Annotated in this window: 15 protein-coding genes; 9 read left to right on the top strand and 6 right to left on the bottom strand. The window is 71.1% G+C overall.

The annotated features are described in order from the left end of the window. Nucleotides 1–15 precede the first annotated feature (15 nt). On the bottom strand, nt 16–3,210 hold the full coding sequence (locus HNQ07_RS05855; protein WP_184110001.1) for an alpha-mannosidase: 3,195 nt from the start codon (nt 3,208–3,210) through the stop codon (nt 16–18). 182 nt (nt 3,211–3,392) lie between these two features. On the opposite strand from HNQ07_RS05855, the gene HNQ07_RS05850 reads away from it, so the two are divergent. Both HNQ07_RS05850 and HNQ07_RS05845 read left to right on the top strand, forming a co-directional pair. Beyond that, on the top strand, nt 3,393–3,656 hold the full coding sequence (locus HNQ07_RS05850; protein ID WP_184110000.1) for a hypothetical protein: 264 nt from the start codon (nt 3,393–3,395) through the stop codon (nt 3,654–3,656). Nucleotides 3,657–3,796: 140 nt separating this feature from the next. Continuing rightward, complete coding sequence (locus HNQ07_RS05845; protein ID WP_229831854.1) at nt 3,797–4,921, top strand: PQQ-dependent sugar dehydrogenase; 1,125 nt, start codon at nt 3,797–3,799, stop codon at nt 4,919–4,921. Nucleotides 4,922–5,139: 218 nt separating this feature from the next. On the opposite strand, the gene HNQ07_RS05840 is transcribed toward HNQ07_RS05845, so the two are convergent. Next, nucleotides 5,140–6,231 (bottom strand): Kelch repeat-containing protein, encoded by a 1,092-nt coding sequence (locus tag HNQ07_RS05840; RefSeq protein WP_184109999.1) that lies wholly within the window; start codon nt 6,229–6,231, stop codon nt 5,140–5,142. 177 nt (nt 6,232–6,408) lie between these two features. Here HNQ07_RS05840 and HNQ07_RS05835 point away from each other — a divergent pair, with 177 nt between their 5' ends. Further along, nucleotides 6,409–7,560, top strand: a complete 1,152-nt coding sequence (locus tag HNQ07_RS05835) for a hypothetical protein (RefSeq protein WP_184109998.1) — start codon at nt 6,409–6,411, stop codon at nt 7,558–7,560. Between the two features lie 10 nt (nt 7,561–7,570). Here HNQ07_RS05835 and HNQ07_RS05830 read toward each other — a convergent pair whose 3' ends face one another. After that, a complete protein-coding gene (locus HNQ07_RS05830; protein ID WP_268245895.1) occupies nt 7,571–8,767 on the bottom strand; it encodes a LacI family DNA-binding transcriptional regulator in 1,197 nt (398 codons plus the stop codon). Nucleotides 8,768–8,793: 26 nt separating this feature from the next. Here HNQ07_RS05830 and HNQ07_RS05825 point away from each other — a divergent pair, with 26 nt between their 5' ends. The 6 genes from HNQ07_RS05825 (at nt 8,794) to HNQ07_RS05800 (ending at nt 15,362) form a co-directional block, all read left to right on the top strand. Next, nucleotides 8,794–10,083: an ABC transporter substrate-binding protein gene (locus HNQ07_RS05825; RefSeq protein ID WP_184109996.1), complete on the top strand. Its 1,290-nt coding sequence runs from the start codon at nt 8,794–8,796 to the stop codon at nt 10,081–10,083. 72 nt (nt 10,084–10,155) lie between these two features. Then, nucleotides 10,156–11,058, top strand: a complete 903-nt coding sequence (locus HNQ07_RS05820) for a carbohydrate ABC transporter permease (protein WP_184109995.1) — start codon at nt 10,156–10,158, stop codon at nt 11,056–11,058. Further along, nucleotides 11,055–11,915, top strand: coding sequence for a carbohydrate ABC transporter permease (locus HNQ07_RS05815; RefSeq protein WP_229831855.1), 861 nt, complete (start codon nt 11,055–11,057; stop codon nt 11,913–11,915). Before HNQ07_RS05820 ends, HNQ07_RS05815 begins: the two co-directional genes overlap by 4 nt. Next, the gene (locus HNQ07_RS05810) at nt 11,915–13,966 is read left to right on the top strand and encodes a beta-galactosidase (protein ID WP_184109994.1); all 2,052 of its coding nucleotides are present in this window, start codon (nt 11,915–11,917) and stop codon (nt 13,964–13,966) included. The genes HNQ07_RS05815 and HNQ07_RS05810 overlap by 1 nt, the downstream gene beginning before the upstream one ends. A gap of 113 nt (nt 13,967–14,079) precedes the next feature. Then, the gene (locus tag HNQ07_RS05805) at nt 14,080–14,874 is read left to right on the top strand and encodes a thymidylate synthase (protein WP_184109993.1); all 795 of its coding nucleotides are present in this window, start codon (nt 14,080–14,082) and stop codon (nt 14,872–14,874) included. Continuing rightward, nucleotides 14,871–15,362, top strand: a complete 492-nt coding sequence (locus HNQ07_RS05800; RefSeq protein ID WP_184109992.1) for a dihydrofolate reductase — start codon at nt 14,871–14,873, stop codon at nt 15,360–15,362. Before HNQ07_RS05805 ends, HNQ07_RS05800 begins: the two co-directional genes overlap by 4 nt. A 10-nt stretch (nt 15,363–15,372) precedes the next feature. Here HNQ07_RS05800 and HNQ07_RS05795 read toward each other — a convergent pair whose 3' ends face one another. Genes HNQ07_RS05795 through HNQ07_RS05785 form a run of 3 tightly spaced genes read right to left on the bottom strand, consistent with a single transcriptional unit; the run spans nt 15,373 to nt 18,039 of the window. Then, nucleotides 15,373–16,197, bottom strand: coding sequence for an ABC transporter permease (locus tag HNQ07_RS05795; RefSeq protein WP_184109991.1), 825 nt, complete (start codon nt 16,195–16,197; stop codon nt 15,373–15,375). A 10-nt stretch (nt 16,198–16,207) separates the two neighbouring features. Beyond that, nucleotides 16,208–17,035, bottom strand: a complete 828-nt coding sequence (locus HNQ07_RS05790; protein ID WP_229831856.1) for an ABC transporter ATP-binding protein — start codon at nt 17,033–17,035, stop codon at nt 16,208–16,210. Continuing rightward, nucleotides 17,032–18,039: an ABC transporter substrate-binding protein gene (locus HNQ07_RS05785; protein WP_184109990.1), complete on the bottom strand. Its 1,008-nt coding sequence runs from the start codon at nt 18,037–18,039 to the stop codon at nt 17,032–17,034. Before HNQ07_RS05785 ends, HNQ07_RS05790 begins: the two co-directional genes overlap by 4 nt. Nucleotides 18,040–18,053 lie beyond the last annotated feature (14 nt).

The raw sequence follows: 18,053 nt of genomic DNA, 5'->3' as shown, positions 1-18,053 counted from the left end.
CCAGGCCCGGCCCCGCTAGCGTGGTCTGCCCACTTCCAGCCCGCTCAGCCGCACGCTGATCACCTCGAAGGGCCGCACCGTGAGCGTCCAGTGCGTGTCGCCGCCGGCTGGCGTGGAGGGAATCGCCTCCGGCAGGTCGTCCTCGATGAGGGTCACGCGCGTGACCGTCACGCCGGCCGGGGCGTACAGCGTCACCTCGCCGCGGGCGCCGTGCGGTTCGTAGACACGCAGGATCACGCCGCTCCCGTCCTCGGCAGCTTTCAGGGTGCCCAGCGCGACCGGCAGGCCCTCCAGCCGGACCGGGGGCGTGGGGGCGGCACTTCCGGCCACGACCAGCGGGCTGTTCAGATCCGTCGCCTCGCGCACCACGTCCCGCGTCCACTCGCCCGCGTGCGGCAGCAGGGCATACGTGAATTCGTGTTCGCCCAGGTCCGCGTGGGCATCGGGGTAGATGGGGCCGCGCAGCAGCGTCACGGACAGCTCGCTGCCGTACGCGGCGTGGCCGTAGCGGCCGTCGTTCAGCAGCGCGAGGCCGAAGCCGGGTTCGCTGAGGTCCGCGAAGCGGTGGGCGCTGCCCTCGAAGGTCGCGGCGTCGCTGGCCTGGTTGCGGTGCGTGGGGCGCCGCACGGCCCCGTAGGCGGTCTCCACGGTGGCGAAGTCGCTGCGGGCGTTCACGTCCACGAAGGCCTTGATCAGTGTCCGGCGCTCGTGCCACTCGGCGTGCGTGTGGATGTCCACGCGGGGGCTCCCGGCGGTCACGCGGATCGTCTGCGTCACGGTCGAGGAGCGCCACGACCGGATGACCTGCACCGCCACGCGCAGCGGTCCCCGTTCCAGCACCGTGACCGTGCCGCCGGGGAGGTCCTCGCCCAGCGCGGCGTCCTGGGTGTCGGGGTTGATGTCCCACGCCTCCCACGCGCGCGGCAGGTCGCGGAAGGCCACCAGCCGGTGCCCCTGCGGGCCGAGCGCGTCCCGGCCGGCGGCGGTGACCAGCCGGGCCAGTTGCCCGTCGGGCGTGATCAGCACCCGCAGCGAGGCGTTGCCCAGCCAGAGGCCCTCGGGGGTCTCGTCCAGCGTGGCGGTCTCGGTGGGTTCGGGCGACCCGGCGGTCCCCGCCGTCAGCACGACGTGCCCGAGCGGCGGCACCGTGATCCCGGGCGCGACGACCAGCGTGCCGCCCTCGACGGCCTGCGCGGGCAGGGGCGTGTTTCCGGCGCGCCACGTTCCCGTGCCCGGCAGCACGGCGGTCAGCGGACGAGGGAACAGCGAGGGGTTGACGACCGTGACGGCGTCCCCGCTGCCCCCCAGCGCGGCGTCGCGGATCGCGGTTGCGCCGTCCAGGGCCGCGCGCAGGGTCGGTTCCGCCTCGGCGTACACCTCGCGGATGGAGCTGCCGGGCAGCACGTCATGGAATTCGTGGAGCAGGTGCGTCTTCCAGTGGGTCTCCAGTTCGGCCCGGGCCGCCGAGTCGTCCTGCCCGGCCCAGCGGGCCAGCGCGAGGGCCACGTCCGCCTCGACCAGCCGGGCTTCGAGCTGCCGGTGCAGCCGTTTGGTGCGCCCCTGCGAGCTGAGGGTGCCGCGGTGCAGCTGGAAGTACAGTTCCCCCACCCACACCGGCAGGCCAGTGGTCGGCAGCGCGTCGTAGAACCCGTCCACCCGCGCGTGGCGCAGCCGCGGCATGCCGGGGTACTCGCGCAGCCGCTCGTAGCGCTCGAGCATGGGCGCGCTGGGACCGCCCGCGCCGTCGCCCAGGCCGTAGGTAAACAGCGTCTCGGGTGCGCGGCCCCGCCAGCCAGGGGCGGCGGCGGCACGGTCGTGGCCCGTCACGCGCAGCAGGTGCTCGGCGCTGATGTCGCCGTTGTACGAGCCCAGTGCCTCTGCCCCATAGATGTCGTTCTTGAACATGTGCCCCAGCACGCGTGAGCCGTCGATGCCCTCCCACCACCACACGTCGTGCGGAAACGCGGTCGTCTCGTTCCACGACAGCTTGGTGGTGAAAAAGCCCGTGATCCCGCCCTGCCGCAGCAGCTGCGGGAGCTGGCCCGTGAAGCCGAAGGTGTCCGGCAGCCACGCGACTGTGCTGCGCCGCCCGAACTTCTCCTGGAAGTAGCGCTGCCCGTACAGCAGCTGGCGGCTCATGGACTCCCCGCCGGTCATGGCGGCGTCCGGCTCGACCCACATGCCACCCACCGGTTCCCAGCGGCCCTCGCGCACCCGCTCGGCGATGCGGGCAAACAGCTCCGGATGATCCTGCTCGATCCACGCGTACAGCTGCGCGGACGACTGGTTGAAGGTCATGTCCGGGTAACGGTCCATCAGGTTCAGCACCGTCTCGAAGGTGCGCGCGCCCTTGCGGCGGGTCTCCGCGAAGGGCCACAGCCACGCGAGGTCGAGGTGCGCGTGTCCGCTCAGCGCGAGCGCCCCCTGCGGCGGGAAGGCGGCCAGGAGCTGCTTCAGGCGGGCCGTCAGTTTCTCGCGTGCCTGCTTCACGCCCTGGAGGACGTCCCGCGAGAGCGGCAGCGCCTCGCCCGGCTGGGGCGTCGACCACAGCGAGCCCATGTCCGCCCCGACGCCGGCGCCCGGCCGGCCCGCGTACGCCGCCGCGTCTGACGGCCACGTCAGCCCCGCCAGGGCGTCCTCGGCGGCCGTGAGCAGGTGCGCGGCGACCACCTGTCCCTCCAGGCCCTGCACGACGTCCAGCAGCACGCCCAGGTCCATCGCCAGGGCCGCCACGTCCGGTTCCGGCTGCGCCAGCCGCGCCACGCGCAGCCGCGGCTCGGGGTTGTGGGCGCCGAACAGGCCCTTGGGCACCGCCTCGATCCGCACGGTCACGGTCTCGCCGGGCCGCGCCGCGACCGGGAAGCGCCGGTGGTGCGGGTTCAGCCCGCCCGCGTCGCCGGTCGAGAGCCGCACCAGCCCCTCCCCGCCCACGTCCAGGTCCAGCTCCGGGCGCTCGTAGCCCGCCGGCACCACGAACGATGTCTCGAAGACGACGGGGCCGCCCTCGACCGCGCCGTCCACGCGCGGCCACGGCTGGCCCACGCGCAGGGGCACGGGCGCGTCGCCGGGAAAGGTGAAGTGCCACCCGGTCAGCTCGACGTGGGCGCGGTCGGCCCACGCGCGCAGTTCGGCCAGCTGCCGCCCCAGGACGATGCGGCGCTGCTCGGGAGTGAGGTGCCAGGTGGTGGGCGTGCGGTCCGGGGTGGTCATGGTGGACTCCTTTGGCCCCGTGATAGCAGAGTGCGCCGGCGCGTGGCGCACCCGGGCAGCACGCGTGGTACGTACCTGTGTGCCCCCACCGGGCGACGCCGGGGGCGTGCGTTCCCCCCGATTCCAAAGGGCAGGTCAGCTTCCGGGCTTGTACCGCCGCCGTCGGGCCGATACCGTAGCGTATGGACGTTCACCTTCCCGAGTTCGAACGGCGCTGGCGGATGGCGGTCAGGTTGATGCGGGCACTGCCCCTGCTGATCGCGCTGGTGGTCGTGGTGGGAGCTGGACTCTTCACCCTGCACGTGGCGCTGCCCGGCGTGCTGCTCGGTGCGGCGCTGAGCGGCGTCGTCGCCGCGTGGATGATCGTGCTGACGGCCGGCTGGACCGTGGGCGTCGTCCCCAGGCGCGACCCGGCCCCCGCAGCCGAATCGCTGACCGGCGCTTGACCGATTCCAGCCGGCGCTGATCCCACCGGAAGGACCGGTCAGGCCAGCGCCCCGGCGGCGTGAACGGTGGCCCAAGGTCACGTGATCGGGCCTTCTAGAGAGTCGCCGCGCCGCTTCATGTCGCGGCGGTCTGCTGGGACATGACCCGTTCCCGACCGCTCCGCCTCGGCATGGTGTGTGCCCTGACCGTCACCGCGTGCGCCGTCGTGCGCGGCCCGGACACCGCCGCGCCGAACCTGGGCCTGACCGTCCCTGCCGGCTTCCAGGTCTCCGTCTACGCGTCGGGGTTCGAGAAACCCCGCCTGATGGCACTTGCCCCGAACGGCGACGTGTTCGTGAGCGACGAGCAGGCCGGGCGCGTGTGGGCGCTGCTCGACCGCGACGGCAATGGCGTGCTGGACTCCGCGCAGGTCTATGCCGAGGGCCTGAACATCCCCCACGGGCTGGCCTTCCACGGCAGCTTCCTGTACGTGGCGACCACGGACGCGGTGCGGCGGTACCCCTACCAGCCGGGCGACGTGACCGCCCGCGCCGCGCCGGAGAACCTCGTCGATCTGCCCCCGGGCGGCCAGCACTCCACCCGCACGGTGGTGTTCGGTCCGGACGACCGCATGTACGTGGCGGTGGGCAGCACCTGCAACGTCTGCGAGGAGAGCGACCCCAAACGCGCGGCCGTGTGGGTCTACGACGCCGACGGCCACGGCGGCCGCCCCTACGCGACCGGGCTGCGCAACGCCGTGGGCCTGGAGTGGTACGGCAGCACCCTCTACGCTACGGCGAACGGCCGCGACCTGGCGGGCAACGACGTGCCGCCCGAGGCCTTCTACATCCTGGAGGATGGCCGGAATTACGGCTGGCCGTACTGCTATCCGCTCAGCGCCGGCACGCCCCAGGTGTGGGACAAGACCTTCGGGAAGAAGGATCAGGCATACTGCGACGCCGCGCACCCGGCCTTCGCGACGACCACTTCGCATGCCGCCCCCCTGGGGCTGGCCTTCTACACCGCTGCGGCCTTCCCGGAGCCGTACCGCGGACAGATGTTCGTCGCGCTGCACGGCTCGTGGAACCGGGAGCCGAAGTCGGGCTACCGCGTGGTCACGGTCGATCCGGTCACCGGCGCCACCGCCGACTTCCTGAGCGGCTTCCAGCAGGGTCTGACCACCACCGCCCGGCCGGTGGACCTGCAGGTCATGCCGGACGGCGCGCTGCTCCTCACCGACGACGGCAACGGAGTGGTGTACCGGATCTCGTACCACGCGCCGTGAGCGCCAGGGCCTAGTCGTCGATGTTTTCGGCGTCCACCAGGGTGCGGACCCCGCGTGTCCGGGGAGAGGGACGGGAGCGACGCCGGAGCGTGGGCCACCACCGGCGGGCCGAGGAGAAGGAGGGCCAGATCATACTGACCAGTGTGGCGGGACCCGCCTGACGGCGCCCTGATCGGTGCTCAACGCCACGTTGAGACGGCGGGGGACCCCCACTGCGGTCAGCGGCCCTGCCAGGTGTCGGCAACGGGTCCCTGGGCGGTGGAGCCGGTCGTGACGATCAGCGCGCCGCCGATCACGTCCGCCACCGGCGACTGCCGCGGTCCGGGCAGGGACGTCAGGGCCGACCACGTGTTGGTGGCCGGGTCGTAGGCGAACACGCTGCCGACCTCCTCGCCCTCGATGGCGCCGGCGTGCGTGGCGGTGGTCACGCCGCCGATGGCCAGCACCTTCGAGTTCCACACCACCGTGGACGCCGAGACGTGCCCGAGCGGGACCGGCAGCGGCGCGACCGCTGTCCACGTGTCCGTCGCGGAATCGTAGCGCTCTACTTCCGTCACGTCGCCGTACGCTTCGTCGCCCAGGTGCTGTCCGCCGACGACGTAGATCACGCCGTCCAGCACCGCCGCGCCCAGGTGGTTGCGGGCCCGGGGCAGCGGCGCCGCCGTGTGCCACATGGTCGGTGCGTCCAGGGACAGCACGAAGTGGTCCGCGTCGTCGCGGACATCGGTGCCCGAGGCGTCGCGCTCCGTGCCGCCGACGTAGTGCAGGGTCCGCCCCACCCGGACCAGGGCGCCGGCGCCGCGCGGACTGGGCAGTGGCGGCATGGCCGTCCACGTATCCGCCCGGGTGTCGTACCGCCAGACGTGGTCCGTGTCCGGACCCGGATGATCTCCGATGAAGCCGCCCGCCACGTACAGGTCCTGGCCGTCTGCGGCCACGCCCGCGTGCGTGATCGCTTCCGGGGCGTCGTGCCGGGTGGTCCAGGTGTCGGTGGCCGGGTCGTAGACATGCACGGCGGCCGTGGCGATGGGGTCCTGGCCGTCGTTGTGGTCGAAGCCGCCGATCACGTACAGGCGGCCCTCCGCTGCCGTGCCCTGGCCCTCGTACAGCGTGGTGGGGCTCGGCGCCAGCGCCGACCACGCCAGCGGCGAGGTCTGTGCCGGAGAGACCACCGGCGGGGGAACCGGGCTGTCGGGCGTGGCGGGGGTCGTGGGCGTGCTGGCCGGCGGGGCCGCGCACGACATCAGCAGGGCACTCAGCAGGACGGCCCGGACACGGGCCACGGCGGGGGCGGAGCGGGGGGTCGACATGCGGGCGAACCTCAGGCACAGGGCAGGAGCGGGAGGCCACGGTTTCCACGACCGGAACCGGCTGGACCGAGCGTAGGGAACGCGCTCTGACCGCCGCCTGACCGCCGGGCCAGCCCGCCTTCGTGAAGGCCAGGCCGGCCGGGACAGCCCTCACACGTCTCCGCTACAGTTGGGGCGATGAGGCGGCAGATGCTGGTGGCGCGGACGCGGGAGCAGGGTGGGCGGGCCTGGCCGCGGCCCCCACGGTGGCTGCTGTGGCCGCTGGGCGCCGTGGCTGTGATGCTAGGCGTGTTGCTGGCCGCGCCGCGTCCGGCGCCGGTGCCCCTGACCGCAGACGGCGTGGTGACGGCGTGCGGTGAGGACGCGACCTGCGCGGGCCACGCCCTGCGCCGGATCGTGGCCCGCACCGACCCGCGCACGGCCCTGCAGGTCGCCACGGCGCTGACGGCGCACCCCGCCTTCGCCTCCGAGGGCCATCCCTTCGCGCATGAGATCGGGTACGCGACCGCCGAGAAGTACCCCACGCTGGGCGAGCAGCTCCAGGCCTGCGGGGACACGCTCGGCAGCGGGTGCTACCACGGCGTGCTGATGCTCTACATCGGCAAGCCGGAGAACGCCCGCGCGGACCTGGCCGCCGTGTGCGCGCCGTACAAGGGCAAAGGTGCCCCCGCGATGTACACCGACTGCGTGCACGGCATCGGGCACGGCCTGATGATGCGCGCCCTGATGGGCAAGGCCGGGGCCGGCGGGTGGCCGGAGATCGAGCAGGCCCTCGCCGGATGCGGCCGCATGACGGGAGCGGGGGAGACCGAGCAGTTCTTCTGCACGGGCGGGGTGTTCATGGAGTACCGCGTGGCGGCCACCATGAAGGCCTTTCACTACCCCACGCCGCCCACGTACGCGGCGGACGACCCGGCGTGGCCGTGCACCCACGTCCAGGGCGTGAGCCGCGTGGCGTGCTACAGCTACCAGGGCACCCTGATCGCCCTGAAGTCCCCGACGGTGGCGGCGGCCTTCGCGACCTGCGCGGTGGCCGGGGGCGAGGCGGCGCAGGCGTGCGCGTCCAGCATCTCGCGCGACCGCGTGACCGGCTCGCTGGATCTCGACCGGCCGTACGTGAAGCGGCTGTGCCCCCAGGCGGCCGATCCGGCGCTGCGGCAGACGTGTTACACCGACGCCGCCCGCTACTACCTGTACCTGAACCGCGACCTGCCGGGCGCGCTGAGCATGTGTGCGGCGGCCGAGCCGGCGGACCGCGCCGCGTGCGGGACCGTGGTGCGCCGCGACGCGCAGGCCGAATACCGCATCGGCCGCGCGGCGCCGCTGTAGAACACGTCCGTCAGGGCAGGCGGCGGATGGAGGCGCGCTCGGCGATCACGGTCGGCACGGCCACGTCGCGGACCTCGGCGCTGCCGTCGATGCTGTCCAGCAGCGCGTCCAGCGCGGTGCGGGCCAGCAGGCCGTAGTTGTGGTTCACGCTGGTCAGCGGCGGCGACACCACCTGCGCCACGAAGACGTCGTCGAAGCCGGCCAGCGAGAGCGTGCCCGGCACGTCCACGCCCCGGTCGCGCGCCACGGCGAGCGCCCCGGCCGCCACGAGGTCGTTGATGCACACCGCTGCCGTGGGCCGCGGGCCGCCGCCGTCCAGCAGCGCGGTCATCGCCTCGCGCCCGGCGTCGATGGTCAGGCCCGTCACCTGCCGCCAGTGGGGCGGAGCCGCGGGGTGGACAGCGTCGAATTCACGCAGCTTCTCCAGGGTGGTCGTGACGTCGGCCCGGCCGCCCAGGAAGGCCACGTCGCGGTGCCCGGAGGTTCGCAGCAGTGAGAGCAGATCGCGCATGCCACCCGCCTCGTCCGAGCGGACGCGGGCGGCCAGCGGCACGCCCGGCAGGTCGCCGTTCACCACGACCACCGGCAGGTGTTCGGCCACGTCCTGTACGAGGTGCAGGTCGGCCGGGTCCGGCGCGGCGTCGTTGGCGAGGCCGCCCAGGAACAGCAGGCCGTCCACCTGCCGCTCGGCCAGGGTGCGCAGGTACGTGCGTTCCAGGTCGCGGGTGCTGACGGTGTTGCCCAGGATCATGGTGTAGCCGCGTTCGAACGCCCCGATCTCGAGTTGCAGGAACAGCTGAGAGAAGAAGGGATTGCCGATGTCCGGCAGGATGCAGCCGATGGTGTGAGAGCGGTGGTGGTACAGCGTCTGGGCAATGCGGTTGGGGCGAAAGCGCAGGTCCTGCATGGCCTGCTCGACGCGGGCGCGCAGTTCGGCGTTGACGGTGGCGTGGCCGTTGAGGACGCGCGAGGCGGTCGAGACGGACACCTGGGCGCGCGCGGCGATGTCGTAGATGGTCGGGGCCTTCTTGCGGATGTTCTCCCCCTTGCGAAACCGGTTGCTCAGAATGTATGCTCCGAACGTTCGAGAATCAACTGCGCTGGAGTCCGCCTGCAGACTCCGCCGGCCACGTGGAAGCGTTCCGCACGGACCCGCTCGCCGGACCCGGGGCGCCGTCCAAGAAACCGGTTGCTGACTGTCGGACACCCATCTGCACGCTGCAAGGAGACTCCATGAAGAAGACCGCGTTGCTGACCGCCCTCACCCTCGCCAGCCTGACCGCCATCTCCGGCGCGTCCGCCCAGGGCAGCGCCCTGTCGGGCACCGTGACCGTGTGGTCGTGGGACGTCGCCGCCAAGGCCCTGCAGTCCACCATCCCCAGCTTCAACGCCAAGTACCCGAACGTGAAGGTGAACGTGGTCGACCTGGGCAACCAGAACACCTACGACCGCGGCCTGGCCGGCTGCGCCGCCGGCGGCGCCGACCTGCCCGACGTGTACTCCATCGAGAACAACGAGGCCGAGGTCTTCTGGGCGCGCTTCCCCGACTGCTTCACCGACCTGAACACCCTGGGCGCCGACAAGATCGCCGCGCAGTTCCCGGCCTTCAAGTGGACGGAACTGATGGCCGGCGGGAAACGCTACGCGATGCCGTGGGACTCCGGCCCCGTCGTGATCTTCTACCGCCGCGACCTGTACCAGCAGGCCGGCGTGAACCCCACCGCCATCAAGACCTGGGACGACTTCATCGCGGCCGGCAAGAAGGTCAACGCGAAGTTCGGCGGCAGCGTCAAGATGGGCGCGGTCGGCAACGGCCAGGACGACGAGTGGTTCCGCATGCTCGCCAACCAGAACGGCTGCTTCTACTTCGACAACAGCGCCACCCAGGTCACGGTCGCCAAGAGCGGCTGCGTGCAGGCGCTGGACACCGTCAAGAAGCTGTACGCCAATAACGTCGTGATGACCTCCGACTGGGGCGGCCAGATCACGGCCTTCAAGGCGAACAAGCTCGCCAGCGCCATGTTCGGCGCGTGGTACGAGGGCACCATCCGCACCAACGCCCCGGACCAGAAGGGCAAGTGGGGCGTGTACCCCATGCCCGCCAGCAAGGCCGGCGGCGTGCGCGCCGCGAACCTGGGCGGCAGCGCCCTGGCCCTGCCCGCCAGCAGCAAGAACAAGGAGGCCGCCTACGCCTTCATCCAGAACGCCCTGGCGACCACGGGCGGTCAGGTGGCCATGCTCAAGGGCGAGGGCCTGGTGCCCAGCCTGCTGTCGGCTGCCAAGGACCCGTACGTGGCCCAGCCGCAGGCGTACTGGGGCAACCAGAAGGTCTGGCAGACCATCCTGGACACCCTCGGTGACGTGCCCCAGGCGCGCGGCACCCAGTACTTCCAGGACGCTCGCCAGGTGATGATCGTGGTGCAGGCGGACTACATCAAGGGCAAGTACAAGACCGCGCAGGACGCGCTGAACGACGCCGCGAAGAAGATCAGCAGCGCCACCGGCCTGCCCGTCGCGAAGTAAGCACCAAGGCGGGGGCGCGGCGAGCTGTACGGCCGCGTCCCCTTGCCGTTTTTGCCACAGGAGTTGCCACCGATGACCACCACCGTGTCCCCGCAGCGAGCGGCGCGCGCCCGCTCCCGGCCCCGCTCGCCGCTCGCGCCGTACCTGTTTCTGCTGCCGTACCTGCTGATCTTCCTGAGCTTCTGGGCGTGGCCGATCGTGAGTTCCTTCCTGATGTCCTTCAAGGACTCGCGCCTGGGCGCCGTGGCCCCCTACGGCCTGAGCAACTGGTCGCGTCTGGTCAGTGACGATTTCTTCGGCACCGCCCTGAAGAACACGCTGCTGATCCTGGTGATCCAGGTGCCGGTCATGCTGTCGCTGGCGACCGCGCTGGCCGTGGCCCTGAACAGCCGCCTGCTGCGCGCGGCGGGCCTGTTCCGCTTCGCGTTCTTCGCGCCGCTGGTGGTGGGCACCGTGGCGTACTCGGCGGTGTTCCGGCTGCTGTTCAACACCGACTACGGCATGGTGAACCGCGCCCTGCACGGCGTCGGCCTGCCGGGCGTGGACTGGCTGAACCAGGCTGGCCCCGCCATGACGGTGCTGATCCTGGCCATGACGTGGCGCTGGACCGGCTACAACGCCATCATCCTGCTCGCGGGGTTGCAGGGCATTCCCGAGGACGTGTACGAGGCCGCCTCGCTCGACGGCGCGACGCCGTGGCAGCAGTTCTGGCGGATCACGCTGCCGCTGCTGCGCCCCAGCCTGCTGTTCTGCCTGGTGCTGAGCGTGATCGGCACGCTGCAACTGTTCACCGAGCCCGCCCTGATCACCAACAGCGGCCCCGGCAACGCCACCATGACGCTCGGCACGTACCTGTACCAGCAGGGCTTCCGGTCGTTCAACTTCGGCTATGCCAGCGCGATCGCCTACACCGTGGCAGCCCTGGCGGCGATCTTCAGCGCGGTGCAGCTGCGCCTGTTCGGGCGGGAACAGTGACCGCCCTGCCGCGTGATCCGCGCGGGCAGTCGGCGCGTGACCGCCGCAACACCGCCCTGCTGCACGTCATCCTGATTCCGCTGGCGCTGGTGTTTCTGGCCCCGCTGTGGATGATGCTGGTGTTCAGCACCCACCCGGAGACCGCGATCTTCAGCCCGGCGCCGCCGCTGTGGTTCGGCGGCAGCTTCGGCGAGAACTTCCGGGGCCTGCAGGCCGACACGAACTTCCTGCGCGCGCTGCTGAACTCGGTCGTGATCGCCAGCGTGTACACCGTGCTGAGCATGCTGCTGACCAGCATGGGCGGCTTCGCGTTCGCCAAGTACGATTTCCGGGGCAAGAACGTGCTGTTCGGCATCATCGTCGCCACGCTGACCATTCCGGCCTTCGTGACGATCATCCCGCAGTTCATCCTGGTCGCCCGTGACCTGAAGATGAGCAACACCATCCAGGCGGTGATTCTGCCCTCGCTGGCGAACACCATCGGCATCTTCTACATGCGTCAGGCCTTCCTGACCGTGCCGACCGACCTGCTGCACGCGGCGCGCATCGACGGCGCGGGCGAGTTCCGCATCTTCTGGCAGGTCGCGCTGCCGGTCGTGCGCCCGGCCCTGGCGGCGCTGGCGATCCTGCTGTTCCTGGCGTCGTGGAACGACTACCTGTGGCCGCTGATCGTCCTGACGCAGAAGGACTCCTACACCATGCCGGTCGCGCTGGGCACGCTGGTGGGCCTGACGCGCGTGTCGTGGGGCGGCATCATGGTCGGTACCGCGATCGCCACCGTGCCGTTCCTGGCGCTGTTCCTGGCGCTGCAACGCCACTTCGTGGCCGGGATCGCCGGCGGGGCGGTGAAGGACTGATGGCGCCGGTTCCGAACGTGCCGCACGTGATCTACGGTGCGGACTACAACCCCGAGCAGTGGCCGCCCGAGGTGTGGCGCGAGGACGTCGCGCTGATGCAGGAAGCCGGCGTGAACCTCGTGTCGCTGGGGATCTTCTCGTGGGCGCTGCTGGAGTGCGCGCCCGGCGAGTTCGACTTCGCATGGCTCGACGAGGTGATGGACCTGCTGCACGCGGGCGGCATCGGCGTGAACCTGGCCACCGCGACCGCGTCGCCCCCGCCGTGGCTGGCCACCCGGTATCCGGACTCGCGCCCCGTCACGGTGGACGGCGTGCGCCTGGAGATCGGCGGGCGTCAGGCCTACTGCCCCAGCCACCAGGGCTTCCGTGATCACGTGGCCGCGCTGGTGCGCGCGGTGGCGCAGCGCTACGGCACCCACCCGGCCGTGCAGCTGTGGCACGTGAACAACGAGTACGGCTGCCACGTCGATCAGTGTTACTGCGAACTGTGCGCTGGCAAGTTCCGCGAGTGGCTGCGCGCGAAGTACAGCACGCTGGACGCCCTGAACGCCGCGTGGGGCACGGCGTTCTGGAGCCAGCACTACGGCGAGTGGACGCAGATCCAGCCGCCGCGCCGCGCCCCCACCTACGCCAACCCCACCCAGCAGCTCGACTGGCGGCGCTTCTCCAGCGACAACATCCTGGAGCTGTATGCCCTGGAAACCGGCATCCTGCGCGACCTCACGCCGGACATTCCCGTCACCACCAACTTCCTCGGCTTCCTGCCGGGCCTGGACTATTTCACGTGGGCCAAGCACGAGGACGTCGCGTCGCTCGACGCGTACCCCGATCCGCACGGCGCGTTCCCGCACCTGGAAGCCGGCATGCAGTTCGACCTCACCCGCTCGCTGCGGCGTGGTCAGCGCTGGATCCTGATGGAGGAGGCGACCAGCGCCGTGAACTGGCGCGCCGTGAACGGCCCCAAGCCGCCGGGACTGGCGCGGCTGCTCAACCACCAGGCCCTGGCGCACGGGGCTAACGGGATCATGTACTTCCAGTGGCGGGCGTCGCGCGCCGGGGCCGAGAAGTACCACAGCGCCCTGGTGCAGCACCCCGGCCCGCAGCGGTCGCGGGTGTGGCGCGAGGTCGTGGCCTTCGGTGAGGAACTCCGCACGCTGACGCCGCTGCTCCAGGCCAGCGTGCCGACCCGTGTGGGCCTCGTGTTCGACTGGAACAGCTGGTGGGCGCTGGAGCTGGACAGCAAGCCCGCCCGCCTGCCCCTGATGCCGCTGGTGCAGGCGTGGTACGCCGCGCTGCGCCGGCTCGGGCAGACCGTGGACTTCGTGCACCCGGCGTCAGACCTGAGCGGCTACGACCTGCTCGTCATGCCGAACTCGTACCTGCTGTCCGGGGCCGCCGCCGCGAACGTCCGGTCGTACGTCCAGGGCGGCGGGCATGTGGTGACCGGCTTCTTCAGCGGGATCGTGGACGAGCACGAGCACGTCGGGCTGGGCGGGTATCCCGCGGCGCTGCGCGACGTGCTGGGCGTGTGGGTCGAGGAATGGGTCCCCCTGCGGCCCGCCGAGACCACGCCCGTGCGCTTCGCCGGGCAGGACGCGCCCGTGCCGGCGACCACGTGGGCCGAGGTCGTTCACCTCGACGGCGCGGAGGTGCTCGCCACCTTCGAGGACGGCTACTACGGGGGTGGCCCGGCCATCACCCGCCACGCCGCCGGGTCCGGGCAGACCACCTACGTCGCCACGCACCTGCCCGAGGACGCTCTCCTGCACGTGCTGCGCGGCACACTGACGGACGCCGGGATTCCGCACGCCACGCTGCCCGCTTTCTTGGACGTGACGCTGTCCGAGACGCCGGACGGCGCGGTCCTGCACCTGCTGAACGCCGATCCTACACAGTCGCTGCACGTGACGGTGCCCGGCGCGACGGTCATGCTGGACGGCTCGCCCGTGGGGACTCCGGTCGTGCTGGAACCGTACGGCGTGCGGCTGGTGCGGGTGCCGGCCGGCTTCACGGTGGCTGATCTGGACATTCGGACGCCTGACGGCACCTGACCACGGTCTGCCGGTGGCCGCGAGGTGGTGTTGCCTCGCGGCCACCGCGTTTTTCCCGGTCAGCGGAACCCGCAGGCCGGTTGGCCGGGTGACCTCGCCTACACTGGGCACATATGCAGGCCTACCTCGACCTGATGCGCCACGTGCTGGACAACGGCGCTGTCAAGACCGACCGCACCGGCACCGGCACCCGCTCGGTGTTCGGCGCGCAGTTGCGCTTCGACCTCCGGGCCGGCTTCCCGCTCGTGACCACCAAGAAGGTGCACCTCAAAAGCGTGATCCATGAGCTGCTGTGGTTCTTGCAGGGCAGCGGTAACGTCGGCTACCTGCGCGAGAACGGCGTGACCATCTGGGACGAGTGGGCCGACGAGCGGGGGGACCTCGGGCCGGTGTACGGCGTGCAGTGGCGCTCATGGCCGACCGCTGACGGCCGGCACATCGACCAGATCGCGCAGGTGCTCCAGCAGCTCAGGACCACGCCGGACTCGCGGCGCATGATCGTGTCGGCGTGGAACGTGGGCGAGCTGGATCAGATGGCGTTGCCCGCGTGCCACGCCCTCTTCCAGTTCTACGTGGCGGACGGCCGGCTGTCGTGCCAGCTGTACCAGCGCTCCGCAGACCTGTTCCTGGGCGTGCCCTTCAACATCGCGTCCTACGCCCTGTTGACCATGATGATCGCGCAGGTGGTGGGCCTGGAACCCGGTGAGTTCATCTGGACCGGCGGGGACGTCCACCTGTACGAGAACCACCTCGAGCAGGCGCGCGAGCAGCTGTCGCGCGAGCCCAGAGCGCTCCCGCGTCTGCACCTGAATCCCGAGGTCACGGACCTGTTCGCGTTCCGCTACGGTGACTTCAACCTGGAGGGCTACCACCCGCACCCGGCCATCCGCGCGCCGGTCGCGGTGTGAGCCCACGCGTTATTTTCGTCGTCGCCATGACGCATCCAGGGCGCGTGATCGGCCGGGACGGCGGTCTGCCGTGGCGCCTTCCGGCCGATCTGGCGCACTTCAAGCGGCTCACGCTGGGGAAACCCGTGATCATGGGCCGCAAGGTGTACGACTCCATCGGCCGGCCGCTGCCGGAGCGCACGAACATCGTCCTGACGAGAAATCCGGCGTTCAGCGCTCCCGGCTGCGAGGTCGTCCACGACCCGCGGGCGGCGCTAGACGCGGCCGGTGATGTGCCGGAGGTCATGGTAATCGGCGGAGAGGAGATCTACCGCGTGTACCTGCCCGACGTGTCTGTGGTCGAGTTGACGCTGGTGCACGCGGACATCCCGGGCGACACCTCTTTCCCCGAGCTGCCCGGGGCGTGGCACGAGGCCGCGCGGCGCGAGCGTCCGGCCGACGACCGCAATCCGTACGACCTCTCCTTCCTCCGACTGGAACGGGTCTAGGGCAGCGCGCTCAGCCCGGGGTGCCCCGGTACGCCCAGCCGGTCAGCCGCGCCTCGACCAGCGCGAACACGGCGTACAGCAGCACGCCCATGGCGCTCACCAGCAGCACGCCGCCGAACACCAGCGGCACCTGGAAGGAACTGGCGGCCTGGTTCATCATCACGCCGATGCCCTTGTTGCTGGCGGCCAGCTCGCTGATGATGCTGCCCACGAAGGCCAGCGTGACCGCGACCTTCAGCGACGCGAAGAAGTACGGCAGGGCGCGCGGCAGGCTCACCTTCGAGAAGACCTCCCACGGCGTGGCGCCCAGCGCCCGCAGCAGCTCGCGCGGCTCGGGTTCCACGGTCGCCAGGCCCGTGGCGACGTTCACGACCACCGGGAAAAACGAGATCAGGAAGGCGGTGAGCACGGCAGGCAGCGCGCCCACCCCGAACCAGATGACCAGCACCGGCACCAGCGCCGCCTTCGGCACGGCGTTGAAGCCGATCAGCAGCGGATACAGCGCCTGGTACGCGGTGCGGTTCAGGCCCACCAGCGCGCCCAGCGCGACCCCCAGCACCACGCTCAGCGCGAAGCCGATCAGGGTGGTCACCAGGGTCTGTACGGCGTGCCCGGCCACGGCCGGCGCGAACTGCACGACCGCCGCGACGGACGCGCTGGGGGTGGGCAGGATGAAGGGCGGAATCTTCAGCAGCCGGCACGCCAGTTCCCACACCGCGAAGAACGCCAGGATCGCCACGGTGGGCGGCACCAGCGGGCGCAGCCGTCCGAGCACGGCCCCAGATGCGGCCAGGGGCACCGGAGCCACGCCGGGCGTTCCGGTCTCTAAGCTCATGACCGCTCCCTCATGACACGGCCTCCATGAGTTCCTCCGCGCGGATGGGCGAGCGCAGGCCGCCGACCTTCGCGCGGAGTTCATGCACCACGTCGATGAACGCGGGCGTGAAGGTGTCCTCCAGCGTGCGCGGCCGGGCAAAGGTCACGTCGTGCTGCGCGGTGAAGGTGCCGGGGCGCGGGCTCATCACGTACACCGTGTCGGCCAGCAGGGTCGCCTCGCGCAGGTCGTGCGTCACCAGGATCACGGTGGGCCGCGCGCCCATCCACAGCGCCTGGAGGGCCAGCCACAGCTCCTCGCGCGTGAAGGCGTCCAGCGCGCTGAAGGGTTCGTCCAGCAGCAGGAACGCGGGCGCGTGGATCAGCGAGCGCACCAGGTTCACGCGCTGCTGCATGCCGCCCGACAGCTCCCACGGGTGCTTGTCCAGAAAGTCTCCCAGGCCCACCGCGGCCAGCAGCCGCTTAGCGCGGGCCACAAAGGGCGCGGGGTCGCGGCGGTACGCGGCCTTGTGCTGCGGCGAGACCTCCAGCGGCAGCAGCACGTTCTGGAGGACCGTGCGCCACAGCAGCAGGCTGGGATTCTGGAACGCGATGCCGGTGTTTCCGGTCGCCCTCGGGGCCGCGCCGGAGATCAGCGCCGTGCCGGCCGCCGGCGGCATCAGGCCCGCCACCAGCCGCAGCAGCGTGCTCTTGCCACAGCCGGACGGCCCCACGATCGCCACGAACTCGCCCCGGCGCACGCTCAGGGTCACGTCCCGCGCGGCCAGCGTGCCGCCGGAACCGCCGTAGCGCATGGCCACGCCGCGCAGGTCGATGGCCAGCGGCTCGGCCGCCGTCACTTCACCTTCCGTTCCGCCGCCGGGGGCAGGTACGACGTGTCGAAGACGTTCGTGGGCGTGAGGATCCTGGGCAGGTCGAAGGCCGTCTGCACCACCGTGATGCTCGACTTCAGGCGGTCCGGGCGCACCAGCCCCAGGCCCAGCGCCCGCGTGTCCTTGGTGAGCACGCTGCCGCTCAGGGCCATCTTCAGCCGCTCGGTCTCCAGCGCGGGGTTGATGAGCGCGTTCTTCTTCTGGAGCGACGCGATGGCCGCCGCCGGGTCCTTGATCGCGTCCTTGAGGCCCTGGTTGATGGCGAGCAGCATGCCCCGGACCACCTCCGGGTTCTTCTTCGCCCAGTCGGCGCGCACCAGGATCGCGTTGCCGTACAGGCCGCTGATGCTCTGCGCGTACGGGAACACCGTCACGTCCTCGGGCTTCACGCCCAGCTGTCCCAGGCTCAGCAGGGACGTGAACGTGAACCCGGCGATGCCGTCGGCCTGTTTGCGTGCCAGCATCGGCTCGCGCAGGCCGCCGTCCACGCTGACCCACTTCACCTTGCTGGCGTCGATGCCGTTGGCCTCCGCGAAGGCCGGGAACAGCCGGCGCGACGCGTCCCCGACCGGCGCGGCCAGCGTCTTGCCCTCCAGGTCCTTGGGCGTCTTGATGCCGCTGCTCTTCAGGACCAGGATCGAGTGGGGCGGCGCGTTGTACACCATATACACCGCCACCAGCTTCTGCGCGGGGTTGCGGGCGTTGAACTCCATCATGGCGTTGATGTCGCCGAAGCCCATGTCGTAGGTGCCGCTGGCAATCTTCGTCACCGCGTCCCCGGAGCCGAAGCCGCGGTCGATACTCACGTTCAGGCCCTGCTTGGCGAAGTACCCCCGGTCGAGCGCGAGCAGGTACGGCGAGCCGGGCCCCTCGAAGGCCCAGTCGAGCGTGAAGCGCACGGGGGTGCCCTGCGCGGCGGCGAGGGAGCAGAGGGTCAGGGCGAGGGTGGCGCTCAGGGTCTTGACGGTCATGGGTGGCCTCGTGG

The sequence above is a fragment of the Deinococcus metalli genome (genome assembly GCF_014201805.1).
In the GTDB taxonomy this organism is placed as follows: Bacteria; Deinococcota; Deinococci; order Deinococcales; family Deinococcaceae; genus Deinococcus; species Deinococcus metalli.
This window is presented reverse-complemented; position numbering and strand designations above follow the sequence as displayed.

Bases quoted from the DNA above. Each gene is read 5' to 3' on its own strand.
- HNQ07_RS05855 (WP_184110001.1), bottom strand. From the start codon at position 3,210: ATGACCACCCCGGACCGCACGCCCACCACCTGGCACCTCACTCCCGAG.
- HNQ07_RS05850 (WP_184110000.1), top strand. From the start codon at position 3,393: ATGGACGTTCACCTTCCCGAGTTCGAACGGCGCTGGCGGATGGCGGTC.
- HNQ07_RS05845 (WP_229831854.1), top strand. From the start codon at position 3,797: ATGACCCGTTCCCGACCGCTCCGCCTCGGCATGGTGTGTGCCCTGACC.
- HNQ07_RS05840 (WP_184109999.1), bottom strand. From the start codon at position 6,231: ATGTCGACCCCCCGCTCCGCCCCCGCCGTGGCCCGTGTCCGGGCCGTC.
- HNQ07_RS05835 (WP_184109998.1), top strand. From the start codon at position 6,409: ATGAGGCGGCAGATGCTGGTGGCGCGGACGCGGGAGCAGGGTGGGCGG.
- HNQ07_RS05825 (WP_184109996.1), top strand. From the start codon at position 8,794: ATGAAGAAGACCGCGTTGCTGACCGCCCTCACCCTCGCCAGCCTGACC.
- HNQ07_RS05820 (WP_184109995.1), top strand. From the start codon at position 10,156: ATGACCACCACCGTGTCCCCGCAGCGAGCGGCGCGCGCCCGCTCCCGG.
- HNQ07_RS05810 (WP_184109994.1), top strand. From the start codon at position 11,915: ATGGCGCCGGTTCCGAACGTGCCGCACGTGATCTACGGTGCGGACTAC.
- HNQ07_RS05805 (WP_184109993.1), top strand. From the start codon at position 14,080: ATGCAGGCCTACCTCGACCTGATGCGCCACGTGCTGGACAACGGCGCT.
- HNQ07_RS05795 (WP_184109991.1), bottom strand. From the start codon at position 16,197: ATGAGCTTAGAGACCGGAACGCCCGGCGTGGCTCCGGTGCCCCTGGCC.
- HNQ07_RS05785 (WP_184109990.1), bottom strand. From the start codon at position 18,039: ATGACCGTCAAGACCCTGAGCGCCACCCTCGCCCTGACCCTCTGCTCC.